The organism is Jiangella mangrovi, from assembly GCF_014204975.1.
Lineage (GTDB): Bacteria > Actinomycetota > Actinomycetes > Jiangellales > Jiangellaceae > Jiangella > Jiangella mangrovi.
The window spans coordinates 402,597-423,214 of sequence record NZ_JACHMM010000001.1 but is presented as its reverse complement, the minus strand read 5'-3'; the positions used below and the strand labels follow the sequence as shown (position 1 = coordinate 423,214).

The following is a 20,618-nucleotide window of genomic DNA, read 5'->3' as shown; positions in this document are numbered from 1 at the left end:
GGGGTCACGCGAAGCGGCCGAAACGGGCGCGCAGGCGTGACGTGGGACCAGGACGTGACGCCAGACCAGGACCTCGACACGGCACGGCGTGCTCGGGGTCTCCTCGGCTAACGCCGCGCAGGGCGTCGAACCCCGAAGACGGTGACGAACAGGTAGGACTTGCCGGTCGCGTGCGGCGAGAAGAACTCCACGACCTCGTCGTCGGCGGAGGTCGAGCCGCACGCGCCCAGCCCCAGGGTGTGCGCACCCAGGTGCAGCTTCCCGGCCCGCAGCGCGCTGACCAGCTGCGCCGCGCGGTAGCCACGGTTGCCGTAGCGCTCCAGCAACGGTCGCAGGTCGGCCAGCCAGTACGCGTTGACGTGCGCCTCGGCGCAGTAGGACTGGCCGACGGCGATCCGCGCGGAGTCGGCGCGGAAGTCGCCCGCCCGCAGCAGCTCGACCGCGCCCGACGAAGGGTGGTGCAGGTAGACGCCGGGCGTGAGGCCCTCGACCGCGTGCACGATGAGGTAGCAGTCCAGCGGCGGCAGGGCGTCTGCCGCGAAGGCGCGCGACGACCGGTCCAGCAGCGTGGAGAAGTCGCGGAACGAGAGCTCGGCCGCGGTGTCGTAGCGCCGGGTCGAGCGGCGGCGCGGGATGACGTCCTCGACGGGCTCCGGCGGGACGGCGTCGTCGGGCAGCGGGTCCAGGGGCACCAGGGGTCCCGACGGCGTCGGCTTCGGCTCCGCGGCGGGACCCGCCGAGCGCCAGGCCGCGACCTCGTCGGCCGTGGCCAATGACGACGCCCCGTGCATCGCGCCGATCGCGGGGAACTCCACCTCGCGTGGCGAGACGGGCCGCACGGGCAGGTCCACCGGCGCCGGCTTCGCGACCTCCGGGGCGGGCGGGCCGCCGCGGCCGAGCGCGCACAGTGCGACGGCGGCTTCGCGGACGCCGTCGACCCCCAGCACGTCGTTGACGGCGCCGTCGGCGAACCCAAGCACGAGCGACGCGGGCACCCCGCCCGACGCGGCCACCGCCAGCGCCTGCGACAGCGACGTGCCCGCGTCCCAGAGCGCGTGCCGGTACGCGCGCGCCTTGTAACGCCAGGCGTTGCGCCAGAACGTGCTGGTCACCGCCATGACGACCGGGGCCTCGACACCCAGCGCGGCGCGGACGTCGCCCGCCCGCACCTGCCGCAGGCTGTGGTCCAGCGCCGAGTACTGGTACACCCCGGCGGGCAGGTCCGGCAGGTCGGCGCAGACGAAGTAGAGCTCCAGGTGGTAGCGGGCGCCGGTGCCTCCGGCGGTCCGGTAGGTGATGACGGTGTCGCGGACGGTGACCGTGCGGTCCAGCAGCCCGTTGCTGAGCAGTCCGATGCGGGCCAGCAGAGCGCGGTCCGGCAGCCCGGCGCCGTCAGAACCAGGAGCCGACAGCGCGAGCAGCGCCGGTACAGACGACGGCGCGAACGAGCGCGGCAGGCCGATCGGCTCGAGCGTCTCGTACACCTTGAACGGGTACGGCTCGAGCGACCGGTCCTCCTCCCAGATCGCCGGCTCCAGGTCCGGCGGCGTGCCCATGGCGATGCGGGCGTCGCCGTCGCCCTCGACCCGCCAGTACCTCGTCGCCGCGTGGAACTCGAGGGCGGCCCGGATGTCGTCGTTGCGCCGCGTCATCCAGCGAGCGTAGAGGTGGCCAGCGCGTCGGGGGTGCCGAAGCGGTGCGCCGTGATGCTGACCGCCTGCTCGTGCAGGAACGGCAGCAGCTCGACCCGGCCGGCCTCGGTGACCGGCTGGGCGTAGACGGCGAGGTCGGGACGCCCGCCGACGGCCTCGTACAGCGACGCCGCGTCGCCGCCGACCAGCCGGACCCGGGCGCCGGCCAGGCCGGCCGCCCGCCGGTGCCAGTCGGCCGCGGCCTCGGTGGTCACCGGCACGCCCAGCGCCGTCATCGCCGAGACCACGACGGCAGGCAGCTCGCCGGCCGCCGTCACCGTGACCGGCGCGCCCGCCAGCACCCCGGCCGCGACCACGCGCAGCAGGTCCGCGACCGGGGCTCCGGACTCGTGCCGGACGGTGACCGCATGCGGCAGGTAGCGCAGCACGTTGCGCTCGGCGCTCAGCTGGGACACGTCGCGGGCGACGCCGAACTCGGACGCCCAGGCGGCGGCGTCGCTGCGCAGCGCCCGCTCCAGCGCGTCGGTGCCGGCCAGCCCGGCCCCGTGGGCGGCGGCGAGCAGCGCGGCCGGCCCGGCGGCGAGCGCTCCCGCGGCGGACGCCGTCGACGCGGACGGTGCCCAGTCGGTCAGCCCGACCAGATAGTTCGGCCCGCCCGCCTTCGTCCCGGCGCCGACGGCGGAGCGCTTCCAGCCGCCGAACGGCTGCCGCCGGACGATGGCGCCGGTGGTGCCGCGGTTGACGTAGAGGTTGCCGGCCTGGACGCGGTCCAGCCAGGTCGCCAGCTCGCTCGCGTCGCGCGTGTGCAGGCCGGCGGTGAGGCCGTAGGCGACCCGGTTCTGCATGGTGATCGCCTCGTCGAGCGTCGCGGCGGTCATGATGCCGAGCACGGGGCCGAAGTACTCCGTCAGGTGGTACTCCGAGCCGTCGGCCACTCCGACCTTGACGCCGGGGGACCAGAGCTGCCCCGCCTCGTCGAGCCGCTGCGGCCGCACCACCCACGACTCGCCCGGGTCCAGCGTCGTGAGGGCCTTCAGCAGCTTGCCCTCGGCCGGGCCGATCAGCGGGCCGACCTGTGACGTCGGGTCGGTCGGCGGCCCGACCTTCAGCGACGCGACGGCGTCGACCAGCTGGTCGCGGAACCGCCGTGACCGCGCGACGGAGCCGACGAGGATCACCAGCGACGCCGCCGAGCACTTCTGCCCGGCGTGGCCGAACGCGGAGTGGACGACGTCGCGGACGGCGAGGTCGATGTCGGCGCTGGGGGTGACCACGACGGCGTTCTTGCCGCTGGTCTCGGCCAGCAGCGGGAGGTCGGTGCGGAACGAGCGGAACAGCTCGGCGGTCTCGTAGGCGCCGGTGAGGATGAGCCGGCCGACGCGCGGGTCGGACACCAGCCGGCTGCCCAGCTCGTGCTCGCCGACCCGGACCAGGCGCAGCACGTCGCGCGGGATGCCGGCCGCCCACAGCGCCTCGGCCAGCACGGCGCCGCAGCGGACGGCCTGCGAGGCCGGCTTGAGCACGACGGCGGACCCGGCGGCCAGCGCGGCGAGCACGGACCCGGCAGGGATGGCGACGGGGAAGTTCCAGGGCGGCGTCACGACCGTCAGTGGCACCGGCCGCCGCACGGCGCCGTCGACCCGATCCAGCTCCTCGGCCAGGCTCGCGTAGTAGTTCGCGAAGTCGATGGCCTCGGAGACCTCGGGGTCGCCCTGGTCGACGGTCTTGCCGGCCTCGGCCGCCATGACCTCGACCAGCTCGGCCCGGTGCCGTTCCAGCTCGACGGCGGCCCGGCGCAGCAGCCCGGCCCGCTCGGTGCCGGGCAGCGCGCCCCAGCCGCGGCCGGCCTCCGTCGCCGACCCGAGGACGGCGTCGAGGTCGTCCGCCGTCGTCACCAGGGCCGCGTCGGACGTCGCCGCACCGGCCGTGCTGGCGGCCGCCCGGGCCAGGATGTCGCGGCTCCAGGCGATGTTGCCGGGCACCGCGGGGTCGGTGTCGGGGACGTTCGCGAACGCCGTCTGTGCGGTGCCGGCGACGGGCAGCCGGCGGTCCTGCGTGCGGTGCGGGAGCGGGACCCGCCGGTCCAGCGCGGCGAGCGAGGCGAGGAAGCGGTCGCGCTCGCGCAGGAACAGGTCCTCGCGGTCGTGCAGCCCGGCCAGTGCGGACAGGAAGTTCTCCTCGCTCGCGCCCTCCTCGAGCCGGCGGACGAGGTAGGCGATGGCGACGTCGAACTCGCGCGGGTGGACCACCGGCGTGTAGAGGCGCACCCGGCCGACCTCGCGGCGCACCACGTCGGCCTGCCCCTGCGCCATGCCGAGCAGCATCTCGACCTCGACGCCGTCGCGCACGCCGCGCCGCCCGGCCAGCAGCCAGGCGAACGCGAGATCGAACAGGTTGTGCCCGGCGACGCCGATGTGCACGTTGCCGATGCGCTCGGGCCGCAGCGCGTAGTCGAGCAGCCGCTTGTAGTTGGTGTCGGTCTCCTGCTTGCTGCCCCACGTGGCCAGCGGCCAGCCGCGCAGCGACGCCTCGACCCGCTCCATGGGCAGGTTGGCGCCCTTGACCACGCGCACCTTGACCGGAGCGCCGCCGCGGGCGCGGCGCGCGGCCGCCCACTCCTGCAGCCGGATCATCGACGCCAGCGTGTCGGGCAGGTAGGCCTGCAGGACGATGCCCGCCTCGAGACCCACGAACTCGTCCTGGTCGAGCAGCCGGGTGAAGACCGCCGTCGTGAGCTCGAGGTCGCGGTACTCCTCCATGTCGAGGTTGACGAACGTCGACGACGCCGCGGCCCGCCGGTACAGCGGCGTCAGCGCCTCGACGACGTGCGCGACGGTGTCGTCGAACGCCCACGCCGAGTGCGGCGCCACCGTCGACGACACCTTCACCGACACGTAGTCGACGTCGTCGCGGTCCAGGAGCCGATAGGTGCCCTGCAGCCGGCGGGCGGCCTCGCGCTCGCCGAGCACGGCCTCGCCCAGCAGGTTCACGTTGAGCCGCGCGCCGGTGCCGCGGATGCGGGCGATGGCCTTGCCCAGCTTGGCCGGACGGGCGTCGACGACGAGGTGCCCGACCATGCCGCGCAGCGCCCGGCGGGCGACCGGCACGACCAGCCCCGGCGCGACGCGGCCGGCCAGCGCACCGGTCTTCAGCGCCAGGCGCAGGTGGGCGGGGAGGAACGGCGGCACGTCGGCGGCGAGCTCGCGCAACGCCAGCGCGGCGACGCGGTTGTCCTCGGGCCGGACGACGCCGTCGACGAAGCCGACGGCGAACGGCAGTCCGCTGGGATCGGCGAGGACCTGGGAGAGGCGCTGCGCGGCGGCGTTGGAGGGCACCTTCGCCGACTCGTCGAGCCAGCGGCGCACGGTCGCGACGACCTCGTCGGACAGCGCCAGCAGGTCGTTGACGCCGTCGGCGCGCGGGTCGGTCTCGTTCCAGGTCAGTGCCATGTCCACAGTGTGGTCACCTATTGACGTAAGGTAAAGCGATGTTTTCTGACGGGTACCCGTCAGATTTGCTGACATGTTGGTGGGAGGTCGTCATGCTCGACGTCCGCAGGCTCCGGCTGCTCCGCGAGCTCGCCGTGCGGGGCACCATCGCCGACGTCGCCGCGGCCCTGCACCAGAGCCCGTCGTCGGTGTCGCAGCAGCTCACGCTGCTCGAGAAGGAGGCCGGCGTGCCGCTGCTGCGCAAGGTCGGGCGGCGGCTGCAGCTCACCCCGCAGGCCGAGATCCTGGTCGAGCACACCGCCGCCGTCCTGCAGCGGCTCGAGGAGGCGGAGTCGGACCTGCGGGCGTCGCTGCAGGAGGCCACCGGCACGGTCCGCATCGCCGTCTTCCAGTCCGCCGCGCTGGCGCTCATGCCCGACCTGCTGCACACCCTCGCCGAGCGGCATCCGCGGCTGCGGGTCACCATGACGCAGCGCGAGCCCGAGACCGCGCTCATGGAGACCTTCGCCCGCGACTTCGACCTCGTGGTCGCCGAGCAGTACCCGAACCACGCCGCGCCGTGGCACCCGGAGCTGGACCGCGTCGGGCTCACCCGCGACGCCATCAGGCTGGCCGTCCCGCCGGGCCCGGCCTGGGCGCACATCACCGCGCTGGGCGACACCGCCGGCCTGCCCTGGGTGGTCGAGCCGCACGGGGCGGCCTCGCGGCACTTCGCCGAGCAGGCCTGCCGGCAGGCCGGGTTCGAGCCCGACGTCCGGTTCGAGACCGCCGACCTGACGGCGCAGATCGAGCTGATCGAGACCGGCAACGCCGTCGCCCTGATCCCCGACCTCATGTGGGCGCGGCGGCCGCCGTCGGTGCGGCTGATCGACCTCGACGGCGTCCCGCACCGGACGGTGTTCACCGCGGCCCGGCGGTCCTTGGCGCAGCGCCCGTCGATCCTGGCCTGCCGCGAGGCGCTCGCCGCCGCCGTCGAGAACGGGCTCGGCCGCCGCCCGTCCTGACCGTGCCTGCCGGAACCATCCGGGCGGGTCAGGCCCGGCGCCGGAGCTCGCGGCGGGCCGGCAGCAGCGCGGGCAGCAGCACCGCGGCGGTCAGGACGAACACGACGGGGTAGCCGGCGCCCGCGGCGACGATCCCGGCGCCGGCCGCGCCGACCGCCATGCCGACGTCGTAGGCGGCGTTCCAGATGGCGCTGACAGTGCCGAAGGCCTCGGGCCGCACGCGGCTGTACATGAGCGCGAGCGTGGCGTTCTGCAGCACCCCGAACCCGGCGCCGAACAGCGCGGCCCCGGCGACGACGGCGGCAGGCACGCCGGTCGCGCTGATCCCGAGCAGCCCGGCCGCGGCCAGCAGCAGCCCGGGGACCAGCAGCCGCGCCTGGCCGTGCCGGTCGCCGAGCCTCCCGGCCACCCAGCGGGCGGCGGTCCCCGTCGCCGGCTGGACCAGGAGCGCCACCGCCGCGACGGAGGGAGACGTCGTCGCCAGCGGCAGGAACGTCACCAGGACGCCGATCGCGACCGTCGACGCCGCGAAGACGGCGGCGGGACGGACCAGCCCGGGGTCGCGCAGCCCGGCGAGGACGCCGTGGTCCCCGTGCGAACCGGTCGGGCCGCTCGTGTCGCGCGCCGTCCGGCCGGGGAGCCCGGGCACGGCGACGAGGCTCATCAGGGTGGCGACGGCGGTGATGACGAAGACCGTGTCGTGGCCCCACTGGCCGGCCGCCCAGACGCCGAACGGCAGCGCGACCAGCGACGACAGGCCGCCGACGACGCCGACCAGCGCCAGGCCCTCGCCGCGGCGCCGCTCGGGCAGCAGGGCCGCCGTCAGCGCGCCGCCCGCGACGATCGTGACGCCGAACCCGAGGCCGCGCACGAGGTTCACGGCGACGATGACGGCCATCTCCGACGAGGCCAGCAGCACCAGCGTCGGCGCGCCGAGCAGCAGCAGGCCGGCGGTCAGCGCGAACCGGTAGCCGAAGCGGGCGACCAGTCGCGGGGTGGCGACCTCGCCGGCGATCGACGCGGCCAGCAGCGTGCCGGTGGCCAGGCCCGCATGGCCGGCCGACCCGGCGACCTGCGGGACGACGGACAGCGGCAGGTAGAAGCCCAGCGACGAGCCGACGATGGTGATGAACCGGAGCAGCAGCGCGCGGGTGACGAGCGGCGCCTGCAGTGCGACGGAGACGACGGGAGCGGGAGCGGCGGCGAGCGTGGCGGTGGTCATGCCACGACGCTAGAAAGGAATCGGTCCGGTAGTGAGTGCCAATTCGGCGCTGCAATACCGGACCGATTTGCTGATGTCAGCCCGCGGGGCGGCCCTTCGACCGGGCGTGGACGGCGTCGATGAGGCGGTCGTCGACCTGATCGTAAAGCACGGTGCCGACCCACACGATGAGCGTGACGGAGATCCAGGTGCCCACGCCCTCGAGGTCGAAGTCCTCGCGCGGCGTGAACAGGTCGGTCAGCAGCAAGCCGACCCAGGTGAGCGCCAGCCCGCCGAGGAACGTCGCGCTGGAGGCGTACTTGCGCGCCAGCGACGCCATGATCCCGCGCAGCAGCATGGTGAACAGGGTGAACAGGAGCGTGCCGATCAGCCAGCCGGTGAAGGACAGGCTGAACTTGTCGAACAGCAGGGCGGCGACCATGAACAGGACGCCGTGCGCCGCGGCGGCGAGCACCAAACGGAAGGCCCACTTCATGCTTCGTACTGTGACGCAAAGATCGACGTAGCGCTACTGACCTGCGGATTTTCCTCTCTGTCCGTTTCGTCCACGTCATCGCTCCGCCGGGCCCGCCCCTCCCGGCCCGGCGGAGCGAGCTGGGTCAGGCGACGACGCCGCGACGCAGGCGGAACGCCAGCGCCGCGCCGGCCACCAGGGCCACGCCGAGGGCCACGAGGATGCCGGAGCCGCCGCCGGACCCCGCGCCGGTGTTGGGCAGCGTGGGGTCGTCGATGGGTTCACCGGGGGCCGACGGCGTCGGGCTGGCGGTCGGTGTGGCCGGCTCGCCAATCAGGTAGGCGCGGATCACCGTCTGCTCGACGGCGGCGCCCTCGGCGGTTTCGGCGCTCGCCCGCAGCGAGGCGAACTGCGCGCCGGCGGGCGGAGCGGGAACGGTCGCGGTCGCCTCGCCGCCGGTCAGGTCGACCGGCACCTGCTGCCAGGTGCCGCCGTCGTCGTAAGAGACCTCGAGGGTGGAGGCCGCGGGCTCCGGCAGCGTGCCGTCCGCGTGTTCGAGGGCGAGCCGGACGGGGAACGGCTCGCCGGCCGGCGCCCGGTTCTGCAGATCGACGTCGCCGCTGATCCGCAGCGAGACGAAGGGCAGAAGACCGTTCTCGTTGGCCGCGCCGCTCGTCGACCAGCGAGCGTCCACCTGCGTCGCGAGGGTCCCGTCGCGGGTGACGCTGGTGGTCAGCTCCCAGTCCGCGTCGTCCGGCTCGACCGCGAACGTGCCGCCGCCGTGGTCGGAGTTGGTGCCGACGATGACGCCGTCCTTGCTCAGTGACGTGGTCGACTCCATCCCGGACACGGCCAGTCCATCGAGGTCGTGCCCGAGCGCGGAGGGTGCGAACGGCTGGATCCCGGCTCTGATGGCATCGAGGTGCGCCTCGTAATCCGGCCGTGCGACCGGGCCCAGGGGTGCGGCGTTCCAGTCCCGTTCGTACTGCTGCCCGGCCTCGTACGTGTGGTAGCGGTCGCCGTAGGTGTCGGACTCGCGGAACTCGAGGCCTTCGACGCGTGTCCGCCAGCTGATGCCCTCGGTCGAGTACAGGTCGACGCGCTCGCCGGGGGAGGGGACGACCAGACCCAGGCTCGTGCCGGTGTTCACGGCCGTCCCGAAGCCGTCCGCGTACAGGTTCGTGCGTGGGTCGGGCCGTTCACTGGTGTGGTGCAGGGTCGAGCCGACCTGCGCGAGGTCCTCGTCGTGGACCTCGAAGACCGGCTCCGGGATGTAGCCCTCGTACGGGAGGTACAGGAAGTAGCCGCGGGCCGGAGAGCCGTCCGCCGGCAGTGGTTCTGCCAGCGACGACGTGTAGGTGAACAGGTACGGGTAGGCGGTGACCTCTGGCGTCGGCGTGACGTACAGCTCGAAGTCGTCGAAGGTGGTCCCGACGCCGGCGCCGTGCCGGTAGGCGTCGACGCCCGCGGCGCGCTGGTTGGGGTCGGCGGTGGGGCTGTCCACGGTCGCCTGCACGGGTTCGGCGTCGTGGGCGTCCAGGGTGAGGGTCAGGTCGCCGTCGAGGACCAGCTCGGGCAGGGCGATGAGGGCCAGGCTGCCGAGCCGTGGGTCGGCGGGGTCCGGCGTGAAGATGGTGGTGGTGAGGTCGTACATGCCGGCGGGAAGGTGCACGGTCTCGGGCTCCTCATCGGAGACGAGGATGTCGTGGACCGTCCCGGCGCCCAGGTCGCCGAGGTCGACGACCACGTGGGTCGGTTGCCCATCCCGGTCGATCGCCTCGAGCGTGAGGTCGAACGTGTCGGCCGCCTCGGCGTCGGTGGCGGCCTCCGGCTCCGCGGGCTCGTCGAGCGGCGGCAGCTCGGCCTCGGAGGCGTCGTCATAGCCCTGCTCGAGCAGCGCGGTGACGTCGAACAGCCGCGCGTCGAGGCGGCCCTCGGCGACGTCGTCGAGGGCGTCGGCCGGGATCACGCGGAGGCCGCCGTCGTCGGTGCGTCGTTGGGTGTACGCGACGCCGTCGCGGCCGTCGGCGGGCTCGACGGTGACCCGCTCCACACCGTCGAGCCCGGACCGGACGACGACCCGGTCCCCGGTGAGCAGCGTGACCGTCCGTTCCGCTGCGGCCGGCGCGGCCGTGTCGCCGGGCGGCCCCGCGGATGCGCCGTCCGGTGAGGTGTCGGCCGCGCCGGCCGCAGAGGCCGTGGCGACCAGCGCCGCGGCGGTGAGAACGGTGGCGGTGAGCCGGATCGGCCGCATCGAGTGCTCCCGGAGAGACGAGTTCTGTCGATCTCTACACGGACCGGCCCCGGACGCGGGTTGCATCCGGGGCCGGGGCCGGGGGCGAGATCAGTCGGCGGACCTGACCAGCTGGTCCGCACTCGGCGGCGCCGGCTCGTCGCGCCGGTCGCCGTGACCGGGCCACCAGGCCGCGTGCCCGATGAGCGCCGTCAGCGCCGGCGTGAAGAACATCGCCATGACGAACGCCGCGACGAAGATGCCGAACGAGATGGCGAAGCCCATGGAGACCAGCAGCGCGTTGCCGCCCAGCATGAGCGAGGCGAACGTGCCGGCCAGGATGAGCCCGGCCGCGGCGACCGTGGGGCCGGCGTGCCGGACCGCCATGGCCGCGGCGTCGCGCGGCTCGAGGCCGTTGCGCGACTCTTCGCGCAACCGGGCCACCATGAGGATGTTGTAGTCGGTGCCCAGCGCCACGACGAACAGGTAGATGTAGATGGGCAGCATGAAGATCAGCCCGTCGTCGCCCTGGATCGTCTGGAACAGCAGCACCGACGCGCCCAGCGTCGCGCCGAAGCCCAGGCCCACCGACGCCATGAGGTACCAGGGCGCGACCAGGCTGCGCAGCAGCACGGCCAGGATGACCATGATGATCAGCGCGGCCACCGGGAACACGACGGAGTAGTCGCGGTTCATGGCGTCCTGCAGGTCGACGAAGACCGACGTGGTGCCGCCGACCAGCGCTTCTGTGCCGTCGGGTGCGGCGTCGTGAGCGGTGTCGCGGAGGGGCCCGGCGACGTTGTCCATCGACGCGTCCGAGGTGGGGTCGGAGTCGAGGACCACGCTGAACGCGGCCGTGGTGCCGTCCTCGGACACCGCCGGCGGGGTGGCGACCTGCGCGACGCCGGGGGCTCCGCCGAGCGCGGTGCCGAAGTCGGCGAGGGCGGCGTCGTCGAGCCGGCTGCCGTCGGTGCTGTGCAGGAGCACCGACGTCGGGTCGGTGGCACCCGGCGGCAGGCCCTTCTGCAGCGTCTCGAGCGCCAACGACGACTCCGCCGTGGCGGGCACGCCGGTGTCGGAGAGGTCGAACGTCGGCCGGAACCCGAACGCGAACACCGCGAGCGCGGCCAGCACCAGGCCCGACACGAGGGCGAACCGGACCGGGTGCCGGCCCAGCGCGTCGCCCATGGCCCCGAACCGGGCCGCCTTCGGCTCGTTCTTCCACGCCTTGGAGGGCCAGAACACCTTCGTGCCCAGCAGCGACACGATGGCCGGGACGAGCGTGAGCGCCGCGAGCACCGTCACCGCGACCGCGATGGCCAGCGCCGGGCCGATGGAGCGGAAGATGCCCAGCGTCGACAGGACCAGCGCCATGAACGCGACGATGACCGCGCCGCCGGCCGACGCGATCGCCTCGCCGGCCCGCTCGATGCTGTGCGCCACGGCGGTCTTGCTGTCGAGGCCCTGCCGCAGCGCCTCGCGGTAGCGGAACAGGAAGAACAGGATGTAGTCGGTGCCAATGCCGTAGAGCACCACGATGAGGATGACCGTGATCGACGAGTCGGCCTGCAGGTCGAACGCCTCGTTGGCGAACGCGATGAGTCCGGTCGCCACCTGCGAGATGACGCCCACGACGATGATCGGCATGAAGGCGATGATCGGGCTGCGGAAGATGATGAACAGCAGGCCGAGGATCAGCAGGATCGTCACGATGCCGACGATCGCCTCGGCGTTCGCGGCCGCCTCCTGGGAGTCCAGGCCCTGCGCCGCGCCGCCGGTGACGCCCATGCGCAGGTCGGTGCCGTCGAGCAGCGGCTTCGCTTCTTCGCGCAGGTCGCGGACGCTGTCCATCAGCTCTTCGCCGAACGGGTTGGCGTCCTGCGCCAGGCTGATGACCGCCGTCTGCACCAGCCGGTTCTCCGACGGCGGGCTCGCCACGATGGGGCCGAACTCGGGCAGGCCCAGCTCGCCCAGCTCGCCGGAGATCTGCTCGACGGTGGCGACGTCGTCGTCGGTCAGCGCTGTGCCGTCCTCGCGGTCGAAGACCATGATGGCGGCCATGTCGGTACGGTCGGGGAACGCGTCGGCCTGCAGCTCGGCGGCCTGGATGGACTCGTAGTGGTCAGGCAGGAACTCGGCCTCGTCGGTGGTGGACGTGAGGGCGGGTGCGGTGAGGATCACGGCGACCGCCAGCACGACCCACGCGACGATGATCTGCCACGGGTGACGGGCGACATAACGGCCCAGCGAAGCAAACATGCGACCAGTATCGATGGCTGGTCTGACATCCGCCTGACACTCGGCTGACACGGCCTTTCCGCCGGGTCCGCGGAATGCGGCGGGCCGGAAGATCGAGGAGAAGGGATGTGGTGCGGGTCACAATATCCGTGGCGCCACGAAGAGTGTGACTTCGGCCATTTCCAGGCGTCGTGCGGGTGGTGTTCCGAGTTGGGCGTGCCGGTGGGGTGGCGGGGCGGGGGAGGCCGGCCGTCAGCGGCGCGACCAGCCCCGCTCGGCCTCGGTCAGCCCGCCCCAGATGCCGTACCGCTCCGGAAGGGCCGTGGAGGCCTCCCGGCACTGCTGCGCGACCGGGCAGGACGAGCAGATGTTCTTGGCGATCTGTTCCCTGGCCCGCAGGGTGCTGCCGCGACCCTCGGGATAGAAGAGATCGGTGTCCATGCCCCGGCAGGCGGCGTACGCCCGCCACGCGTCCCGCAGCTCGAACCAGTCCTCTGCGTGCGTGTTCATGTGATCGGCCAACGCGGTCATGCGGCCAGTTCCCCCTTCGCCGTCGTGTCGGGTGATCAGGTCCCTTTGATCGACAAGACAGTGGAAGGGCGCGGCTATGACGCGCCTGACGAAGAATTTCTCGAAGAATTTCTGGGCCGCGGACGAACCGGTCGAAAGGGCAGTCCGAAGGCGTTCAGAGGGGCGGAAATCAGACCGCCGCAGTCCGGCACATCCGGCCCGGAACGCAGCCCGAACGCGGCCCGGCCGTGTCTGGTGGATCTTCGGCGGCGCGACCGTCGCAGGAGTGCGTCTGCCCGCCCTTCGGGCGCTGACGGCATCGCAACGGTGCGAGATCACTGCCCCGTGTGGGGTGCGGAAACTGTTGCCACAGCGACAGCAGCGCTACACCGATCATGCTGGGATCTCACACCGACGTGGCCGAGGCGTGCACCATCGGGCCTCGACACGCCAGGGACTGCCAGGCGGATTGTCGATTCCGCGACCGGCCGCCTTTGATCATCAAGGATTGGTGGGGTCATCACCCCACCAATCCTTGACGATCATGGAAAGGTGCTGATCGAGTTGCCCTTCTCCATGACACGAGAACCGGGGCACCAACAGCGGCGGCCGATGACTGCCTGCGGACGATCCGTCAGACACGCCCTACGGCTGGATGTAGCGGAACTGCTGGTTGACCCCCTGGTGGACCGGGAAGAGGATCAGCCGGCCGTCAGCGGCCACCTGCTCGATGTCGAGGACGAAGCCGTGGTACTTCACGCTCTTGACCAACTGGCTGGACGACGTCTCGGGGTCGAGGTTCCACTGCTGGCTGTTGCTGTCGTCGCAGGCGGCAAGCACGACGGCGTCGATGGGGTGCACGCCGTCGAGGCACTGGCCCGTGGCCCGCCAGACGATGGTGCCGTCGTCGGGGACCTCCCAGCCGCGGCTGGGGGCGTCGGCGCAGTCGCCGGCGCGCGGGATGCCCTGGCCGTCGACCACGAGGCAGCGGGTGCCGTGGTCGCCGAGGTCGACCTCGAACCGGCCGGCCCGCACCACCTCGAGCGTCGCGGCGTCGGTGGTGACCGACCCGAGCTCGTTGGTGAAGACGGCGCGGTAGCGGGTGCCGTCGTCCTCGAGTGCGACACCGGTCAGCGTGAGCACGGCGTCGGAACCGGAGCCGGTGGCGTCGGGGACCGGTGTCCACGGGCCGTCGGACGACGTCGCGGACTCCCAGGCCCAGGTGCCCTCGGGGTTGGCGGAGGCGCTGGCGGTGAACTCGACGTCGGCGCCGGGCCCGACCTCGGCCGACTCGGGCTGCTCGGTGACCTCGGGCTCCCAGTGCACCGTCAGCGTGGCCGGCTCGGTCGCGGCCTCGCCGACGTCGTTGGTGAACACGGCGCGGTACTGGTAGCCGTCGCGCTCGGACCCGACGCCGGTGAGCTCGAGCGTCGACGTGACGCCCTCTTGCCGCGTGGTGGCGATGGCGGTGTCGGGCGCGTCCCACTCGCCGCCGGGCGCGCGGACCTGCCAGGTGATGGTCATGGCGTCGGGGTTGGCGACGGCCGTGGCCTCGAAGACCGCGGTGCCGCCCTCTTCGACGGTGACGCTCTGCGGGTGGGTCTCGACGGTCGGCGAGTACTGCACCGAGATGACCGCGGGCTCGGTGGTGATGGTGCCGAGCGGGTTGGTGGCCTTGACGCGGTAGGCCCGGCCGTCGAGGTCGGCCGTCGGCTCGGTGATGACCAGCGACTCGCTGGTCTCGCCGGCGAGGTCGACCCAGTCCTCCTCGGCCGGGAGCTCGTCGGCGGGGGTCTCGTCCGCCGTCGGCGCGGGCTCGATGATCTCGTCGGCGGTGCCGTCGGTGGACTCGCCCGGCACCGGGTCGGAGTAGCGGTACGGCGTGCCGCTGGTGGTCGGGGTGACCCAGAACCTCGGTCCGGAGTTCGCGGCGGTCACCGCGACCGGCTCGCCGTCGTCGCCGCCGGAGGAGCCCGCGGGCGGGTCGGCGTACTGCCACTGCAGGTCCGGCGGCGGGTTGCCCGACACCGCGACCGTCAGCGTGATGGACTCGCCCGCCACGACGACGGGGTTGGCCGGCGGCTGCTGGTCGATGACCGGAGCCTGCTCGACCGGCGGCTGGGTGGGGTCGGGCGTCGGCTCGACCGTGGGCTCGGAGCTCGGCGTCTCGGACGGCTGCGACGGCTCGACGTCGGGCTGTTCGGCCGGCGGCTCGTCGGTGTCGGGCTCTTCCTGCTCCGGCGGGTCGTCGGCGACGGGCTCGTCGGCCGGCGGCTGCGCGGGCGGGTCCTCGGGCTCTTCGGCCGGGGGCTGCGCGGGCGGGTTCTCGGCGGGCGGCTCGGCCGGCGGGTTCTCGGCCGGTGGCTCGGGCTCGGTGCTGACGATGGGCGCGGCGGCGGGAGGGTCGGCGGGGTCGTCGCCACTGGTCAGGGCCCAGGCTGCGACGGCGATGGCCGCGGCCGCGGCGGCAGCGCCACCGGCGGCCGCGAACTGCCGGGCCTGCTTGCCCCAGCTGGCCGGGTTGAGGAACGCCAGCACACCACCGCCGGCGGCGGCTCCCGCGCCGGCGGCCGCCACCGCACCGGCGGCGACCCCGGAGGCCGGGAGCAGCAGAGCGGGCCAAAGGATGCCGCGCATGTCCGACACGAGCAGCAGCAGCTCGTCGCGCCGCTCGCGGCAGTGCCCGCAAGTGGCGAGGTGGGCGCTCATCTCGCGCGTGTCGTGCGCCGACAGCGTGCCGCGGACGTACGACGCGATCTTCGGCGCGTACGGGCGGCACTCGGGCTGGACCTCGGCGGAGAGGTTGACGGCGAGGTAGGCCTGCCGCAGGCCCTCGCGAGCACGGTAGGCGAGGGCGGCGACGGCGTTCGCCGAGCTGCCCAGGGCGGGCGCCAGCGATGCCGGCGAGCGGCCCTCGATCTCGGTGTGCCAGAGCACCTGCTGCCACCGCTCGGGCAGCGTCTCGAACGCGTGCCGGACCAGCTGGCGGTCGGTGGACCGGGCCATGGCGTCGTCGGCCGTCGGCAGGATGTCGAGGATGGACGGGTCGGTCTGCGAGCCGTCGCGTTGCGAGCCGCGGTGCCGGTCGATGGCGAGGCGGCGCACCACCGTCTTGAGGTAGGGCGCGAACTCGAGGTCGGGACCGCCGCCCTCGCGCAGCCGGGTGAGCACCCGGGTGAACGCCTCGGAGACGACGTCCTGCGCCTCGTCGCTGTTGTTGGTGACGATGCGGGCGACCTTGGAGGCGTCGTCGACATGGCGACGGTACAGCTCGTCGTAGGCGCCCATGTCGCCTTCGCGCGTGCGCGCGATGAGCTGTTCGTCGCTGGCGGCGTCTGCTGGAATCGTCACCTGTTCTCGCTATCCCGGTTCCACCCAGGCAGCTCAGTCCAGGGAACCTCTCCCTGAGTGACGGTACCTGGGCGGCCTGATGGCATGATCGACATTAGCCCCCCCATACAGCCGAGTCACGAGTTCAGGCAATCTCACTCGAGAGTCCGGAACAGCGAACACGTCGACCCGCACATTTGCTGTGCTCAGTTCACCGTTTTCGACCGCCTTCGTCAAGGAGATCCGCTCGACCCGTGCCTGCGCATCGTCGGGTACGAGGGCCAGCGCCATCGTGGTGCCGACCTGGCTCAGCGTGGCCGCCGGGCGGACCCGTGATCGCAGCGCCGACGCCGCCTGCAGGATGCGGGCGATCCGCAGCCACGGACCGTCCGCCGGATCCCACCGGACCACGATCAGGACCAGCGCCGACGGCTCCACCCCGGACAGCCGGTCGAGCTCGTTGACGCGGCCGTAGAGGTAGCCCGCGGTGTGCAGTCCGGACAGCGGGTCGAGGCCGGGCGAACCCCGTTCGGCGGCGACGGCGTCGACCCACGCGTCGACCACGCGGTGCCGTGCCGTCGCGCGGGGGAGCGGGGCGCCGACGGACGCCTCGAGGACGTCCCAGAGCTCGTCCACCTCGTCCAGCAGACAGGTGAGGTCGCCCGTCGTCGCCGACCGCTCCCAGGCGAACACCGTCAGGCCCTGGGAGACGTCCTCGGGATCGGGCTCGGCCGCGCACAGCGCGTCGATCACCGCCTCGACGCCGGGCGGAGGCAGCTCCCCTGTGGTTGCCTCCGCCCGGCCCGTATCGAGAAGGGCGCCGTCGTCGTGTGCGCTCGCCGGCATCGGCCGGTCCAGCCAGGCAGCCAGCAACGATGTCGCCGGCAGGCCGTCGTGGTTGAACACCGTCATCCTCGGAACTCCCCGTTCTCGCGCACGCTTCGGTCCGACCCTTGCACCCACCACGACGGGGACCGGGCCGGATCATGACGCGGGATGGCGAAGAATTTCCCCGGACGCCGCTAGCCGCTCGCTCGGGCTGTCGGGGGCGTGTGTCAGGCTGACCCTGTGCCGGATCGTCTGGTGCGCATGACCCGTTGGCTCTCCGACGCCCGCCAGCGGCTCGCGCAGGCCGCCGCGGCCGGTCAGCAGGCCGCGCCGCCCGGTGGTGTGCCCGGCGCGCTGCCGCCCGCCGAGGGCGTCATCCCCTCGCCCGACGGCACCGTCCCGCCGTCCGCCGGACTGGTGCCGGAGCCGGTCGCGCCCGTGCCGGGACCGGTGCCGCCACCGCCCGCCGAGGTGCACGCGCCCCGGCCGCCCGACCAGCACCCGGTGCCCCGCGTCGTCCGCGACGCCGCCGACTGGAGCTGGCGGCTCATCGTCATCGCCGCGGCGGTGGCCGGCGTCGGCTGGCTCGCGTGGGAGCTGCGCGTCGTCATCTTCCCGCTCGTGGCCGGGTTGCTGCTGGCGGCCGGCCTGCAGCCGCTGGTGCGCCGCCTCTGCCTCGCCGGCTGGCGGCGCGGGCCCGCTGCCGCCGTCGTGTTCGTCGCGTTCCTGCTCGTCGTGGTCGGCTCGCTGACGCTGGTGGGCAACGCCGTCGGCGGCCAGTTCGAGGACGTCGTCGACCAGGCCGAAGAGGGCCTGCAAGAGGTCCGCAACTGGCTGGCCGGCCCGCCGTTCAGCATCGACGAGGCCCAGCTCGACGGCTACATCGACCGCGCCGTCGCGGTGTTCCAGGACGACAGCTCCGTCACCGAGCAGGCGGCCACCGCCGCCACCGTCGCCATCGAGATCCTGGTCGGGCTGGCGCTGGCGCTGTTCGCGCTGATCTTCTTCCTCTACGACGGCGAGCGCATCTGGACCTGGCTGGTGCGGCTGTTCCCGGCGCGGGCGCGGGCCCGCGCGGCGGCCGCCGGCGACGTCGCCTGGCTGACCCTCGGCCAGTACATCCGCGGGACGGTGCTGGTGGCGCTGTTCGACGCCGTCGCCATCACCGTGCTGCTGTTCATCCTGCAGGTGCCGCTGGCGCTGCCGCTCGGCGTGCTGGTGTTCTTCGGGGCGTTCGTGCCGCTCATCGGCGCGTTCGTCACCGGGACGGTGGCCGTGCTGGTCGCGCTCGTGACGCAGGGCCTGCTGATCGCCATCGTCGTGCTGGCCGGGCTCATCGTCGTCCAGCAGATCGAGAGCAACGTCTTCCAGCCGTTCATCCTCGGCCGCATGGTGCGCGTCCACCCGCTGGCCGTCGCGGTCGCCGTCGCCATCGGCACGCTGGCCGGCTCGATCATCGGCGCCATCATCGCGGTGCCGATCGTCGCGCTGGTCAACACCGTCGGCAGCTACCTCGCGTCGACGCGCGAGCAGTCCGGGCCCGCACCGCCGGGCTAGCTTTCGCGCGGCCCGCGGATCCTAGGGTCGTGGCGTGCGTGTGCGACCCGGCCCGGGCGGGCGACAAGCCAGCTTGCGCCGTCGAGCGGCATCCGTCCCATGATCATCAAGGATCGGTGGTGCCATCACCCCACCGATCCTGGATGATCATGGGGAAGTGCAGGTCTACAGTGCCGTGGACCCTGCCCTTCTCCATGATCAATCCCAGGCTGTCCATGTCGCGGCGGAGTCCGTCTGGCGCGCTCTAGCTCGACGCGATCGTGCGGAGAGCGGCGGCGAGGTCGGCGGCCGACGGCGCGCGCTCCGGGTCGATCAACCACTGCAGGACCAGGCCGTTGATGACGGCGAGGGCCAGCGAGCCGACGCGGCGCGCGGTGTCGTCGTCGAGGTCGTCGCGTTCCAGCAGGACGGCGGCGACCTCGCGGCGGGCCTGGTCGTAGGTGGCGGCGAGCTGGTCGCGCAGCTCCGGGGCGTACTCGAACTGGGCGAACGCCTGCACGCTGGCCATCGCGAGCGCCCGGTTGCCGGTGACGCCGCGGATGACGCCGTCGAGGAACGCCTCGAGCCGGTCCGCGGGCGCGTCGCCCGGCCGCGCGTCGATGGCCCGCTCGATCTCCTCGTCCCAGTCGTTGAACGAGTCGATGACGGCGGCGTTGAGCAGCGCCTCCTTCGAGCCGAAGTGGTAGCCGATGGAGGCGAGGTTGGTCTCGGACTCCGCGACCAGGTCGCGCGCGGTGATGTGCGCGTAGCCCTTCGTCGCCAGCAGCCGCTTCGCGCCCTCGAGCAGGTCCTCGCGGTGTCCCATGGGCCGAGTCTAGTGCCGCCCTAGACGCTCGTCATAGACATATGTTTAATACGTTCGTATAGTTCCAGGCATGACGACCACCCCCGTGCGCGCCGGCCGGCGCGAGTGGCTCGGCCTCGCCGTGCTGGCGCTGCCCGCCCTGCTCGCCTCGATGGACCTCTCGGTGCTGTCCATGGCCGCGCCGTGGCTGAGCGCCGACCTCGAGCCGTCGGGCAGCCAGCTGCTGTGGATCATGGACGTGTACGGCTTCCTCATGGCGGGGCTGCTCATCACCATGGGCTCGCTGGGCGACCGCATCGGGCGGCGCCGGCTGCTGCTGGCCGGGGCGGTCGCGTTCGGTGCGGCGTCGGTGCTCGCGGCATACGCGACGACGCCGGAGCTGCTCATCGCGGCCCGGGCGCTGCTGGTCGTCGGCCCGGTGCTGCTGCCGGAGTCGCGGGGCGACGGCGGGCCGGTGGACTGGTGGAGCGCGGTGCTGTCGCTGGGCGCCGTCCTGCCGGTGATCTACGGCGTCAAGGAGATCGCGACGCACGGGTCGGTCTCGGCTTCGGCCGTGCTGGCGGTGGCCGCCGGGCTGGTCGTCGGGGTGCTGTTCGGACGGCGGCAGCTGCGGCTGGCCGACCCGATGATCGACGTGCGGCTGTTCCGGCGGCCCGACTTCGCGGCCGCCATTGGGTCGAACGCGGTGCTGACGTTCGCGACCGGCGGCATGGGCGCGCTGGCGGTGCAGTACGTGCAGGGCGTGCTCGGGCTGCGGCCGTTCGCGGCGGCGCTGTGGATGCTGCCGACGGTCGCGGGGACGATCCTCGGCATCGCGGTGGCGAACGTGCTGGTCCGGCGGGTCCCGGCCGGTGTGGTCGTGGGCGCGGGCATGGGGGTGGCGGCGCTCGGCTTCGCCCTGGTCGCCCAGACGGTGACCCCGTCCTCGCCCGTCGGAGTCGTCATCGCCGCCTACACGGTGCTGGTGCTCGGCGTCGGCATGGCGATCAGCCTGCTCATCGACCTCGTCGTCGGCTCGGCCCCGCCGTCGCGGGCCGGCTCGGTGTCGGCGATGTCGGAGACGGCCGGCGAGTTCGGGGCGGCGCTGGGCATCGCCGTCCTCGGCAGCATCGCGACGGCCGTGTACGCGTCGGAGCTGCGCTCGATCGGCGGCGTGCCCGAGTCGGCGACGGGCAGCCTGGGCGCCGCACTGGCAGCGGGGGAGTCCGTGGCGGCCGCGCGGGCGGCATTCACGCACGGCTTCACGGTGACGGCGACCGCCGGGGCCGGGCTGCTCGCCGCCGTCGCCGTCGTCGCCGGGGTGATCCTCACCCGCCGCCGACTCCGGTGAGCGGAG

Annotated in this window: 13 protein-coding genes; 3 read left to right on the top strand and 10 right to left on the bottom strand. The window is 73.2% G+C overall.

Annotated elements, in window-relative coordinates; all coding sequences use genetic code 11:
* Positions 1–107: 107 nt before the first annotated feature.
* Together HD601_RS01880 and HD601_RS01875 are read right to left on the bottom strand one after the other, a co-directional pair.
* Positions 108–1,652, bottom strand: a complete 1,545-nt coding sequence (locus tag HD601_RS01880) for a SagB/ThcOx family dehydrogenase (RefSeq protein ID WP_184818801.1) — start codon at positions 1,650–1,652, stop codon at positions 108–110.
* Entirely contained in the window at positions 1,649–5,101 is a 3,453-nt protein-coding gene (locus HD601_RS01875; RefSeq protein ID WP_184818799.1) for a bifunctional proline dehydrogenase/L-glutamate gamma-semialdehyde dehydrogenase, read from the bottom strand. Before HD601_RS01875 ends, HD601_RS01880 begins: the two co-directional genes overlap by 4 nt.
* Before the next feature lie 92 nt (positions 5,102–5,193).
* On the opposite strand from HD601_RS01875, the gene HD601_RS01870 reads away from it, so the two are divergent.
* The gene (locus HD601_RS01870; RefSeq protein WP_184818797.1) at positions 5,194–6,105 is read left to right on the top strand and encodes a LysR substrate-binding domain-containing protein; all 912 of its coding nucleotides are present in this window, start codon (positions 5,194–5,196) and stop codon (positions 6,103–6,105) included.
* A gap of 28 nt (positions 6,106–6,133) precedes the next feature.
* On the opposite strand, the gene HD601_RS01865 is transcribed toward HD601_RS01870, so the two are convergent.
* The 7 genes from HD601_RS01865 to HD601_RS01835 form a co-directional block, all read right to left on the bottom strand.
* Positions 6,134–7,327, bottom strand: coding sequence for an MFS transporter (locus HD601_RS01865; RefSeq protein ID WP_184818795.1), 1,194 nt, complete (start codon positions 7,325–7,327; stop codon positions 6,134–6,136).
* Positions 7,328–7,403: 76 nt separating this feature from the next.
* Positions 7,404–7,802: a hypothetical protein gene (locus tag HD601_RS01860; RefSeq protein WP_184818793.1), complete on the bottom strand. Its 399-nt coding sequence runs from the start codon at positions 7,800–7,802 to the stop codon at positions 7,404–7,406.
* A 124-nt stretch (positions 7,803–7,926) separates the two neighbouring features.
* Complete coding sequence (locus HD601_RS01855; protein ID WP_184818791.1) at positions 7,927–10,035, bottom strand: hypothetical protein; 2,109 nt, start codon at positions 10,033–10,035, stop codon at positions 7,927–7,929.
* 90 nt (positions 10,036–10,125) lie between these two features.
* Positions 10,126–12,273 carry an MMPL family transporter gene (locus HD601_RS01850; RefSeq protein WP_184818788.1) on the bottom strand — a complete coding sequence of 716 codons (2,148 nt, stop codon included), beginning with the start codon at positions 12,271–12,273 and terminating at the stop codon, positions 10,126–10,128.
* Between the two features lie 231 nt (positions 12,274–12,504).
* A complete protein-coding gene (locus HD601_RS01845) occupies positions 12,505–12,762 on the bottom strand; it encodes a WhiB family transcriptional regulator (protein WP_184818786.1) in 258 nt (85 codons plus the stop codon).
* Between the two features lie 645 nt (positions 12,763–13,407).
* Complete coding sequence (locus HD601_RS01840; protein WP_184818784.1) at positions 13,408–16,113, bottom strand: sigma-70 family RNA polymerase sigma factor; 2,706 nt, start codon at positions 16,111–16,113, stop codon at positions 13,408–13,410.
* A gap of 33 nt (positions 16,114–16,146) precedes the next feature.
* Positions 16,147–17,004, bottom strand: a complete 858-nt coding sequence (locus HD601_RS01835) for a hypothetical protein (RefSeq protein ID WP_184818782.1) — start codon at positions 17,002–17,004, stop codon at positions 16,147–16,149.
* A 177-nt stretch (positions 17,005–17,181) separates the two neighbouring features.
* On the opposite strand from HD601_RS01835, the gene HD601_RS01830 reads away from it, so the two are divergent.
* Positions 17,182–18,477: an AI-2E family transporter gene (locus HD601_RS01830; protein WP_184818780.1), complete on the top strand. Its 1,296-nt coding sequence runs from the start codon at positions 17,182–17,184 to the stop codon at positions 18,475–18,477.
* A 244-nt stretch (positions 18,478–18,721) separates the two neighbouring features.
* Here the strand turns inward: HD601_RS01830 and HD601_RS01825 are convergent, their stop codons facing one another.
* The gene (locus HD601_RS01825) at positions 18,722–19,282 is read right to left on the bottom strand and encodes a TetR/AcrR family transcriptional regulator (protein ID WP_184818778.1); all 561 of its coding nucleotides are present in this window, start codon (positions 19,280–19,282) and stop codon (positions 18,722–18,724) included.
* A 70-nt stretch (positions 19,283–19,352) separates the two neighbouring features.
* Here HD601_RS01825 and HD601_RS01820 point away from each other — a divergent pair, with 70 nt between their 5' ends.
* On the top strand, positions 19,353–20,612 hold the full coding sequence (locus tag HD601_RS01820; RefSeq protein WP_184818776.1) for an MFS transporter: 1,260 nt from the start codon (positions 19,353–19,355) through the stop codon (positions 20,610–20,612).
* Positions 20,613–20,618 lie beyond the last annotated feature (6 nt).

What these genes read in the sequence shown, in the direction of transcription:
- HD601_RS01880 (WP_184818801.1), bottom strand. Translation starts at nt 1,652, where the DNA reads ATGACGCGGCGCAACGACGACATCCGGGCCGCCCTCGAGTTCCACGCG.
- HD601_RS01875 (WP_184818799.1), bottom strand. Translation starts at nt 5,101, where the DNA reads ATGGCACTGACCTGGAACGAGACCGACCCGCGCGCCGACGGCGTCAAC.
- HD601_RS01870 (WP_184818797.1), top strand. Translation starts at nt 5,194, where the DNA reads ATGCTCGACGTCCGCAGGCTCCGGCTGCTCCGCGAGCTCGCCGTGCGG.
- HD601_RS01865 (WP_184818795.1), bottom strand. Translation starts at nt 7,327, where the DNA reads ATGACCACCGCCACGCTCGCCGCCGCTCCCGCTCCCGTCGTCTCCGTC.
- HD601_RS01860 (WP_184818793.1), bottom strand. Translation starts at nt 7,802, where the DNA reads ATGAAGTGGGCCTTCCGTTTGGTGCTCGCCGCCGCGGCGCACGGCGTC.
- HD601_RS01855 (WP_184818791.1), bottom strand. Translation starts at nt 10,035, where the DNA reads ATGCGGCCGATCCGGCTCACCGCCACCGTTCTCACCGCCGCGGCGCTG.
- HD601_RS01850 (WP_184818788.1), bottom strand. Translation starts at nt 12,273, where the DNA reads ATGTTTGCTTCGCTGGGCCGTTATGTCGCCCGTCACCCGTGGCAGATC.
- HD601_RS01845 (WP_184818786.1), bottom strand. Translation starts at nt 12,762, where the DNA reads ATGAACACGCACGCAGAGGACTGGTTCGAGCTGCGGGACGCGTGGCGG.
- HD601_RS01835 (WP_184818782.1), bottom strand. Translation starts at nt 17,004, where the DNA reads ATGACGGTGTTCAACCACGACGGCCTGCCGGCGACATCGTTGCTGGCT.
- HD601_RS01830 (WP_184818780.1), top strand. Translation starts at nt 17,182, where the DNA reads ATGACCCGTTGGCTCTCCGACGCCCGCCAGCGGCTCGCGCAGGCCGCC.
- HD601_RS01825 (WP_184818778.1), bottom strand. Translation starts at nt 19,282, where the DNA reads ATGGGACACCGCGAGGACCTGCTCGAGGGCGCGAAGCGGCTGCTGGCG.
- HD601_RS01820 (WP_184818776.1), top strand. Translation starts at nt 19,353, where the DNA reads ATGACGACCACCCCCGTGCGCGCCGGCCGGCGCGAGTGGCTCGGCCTC.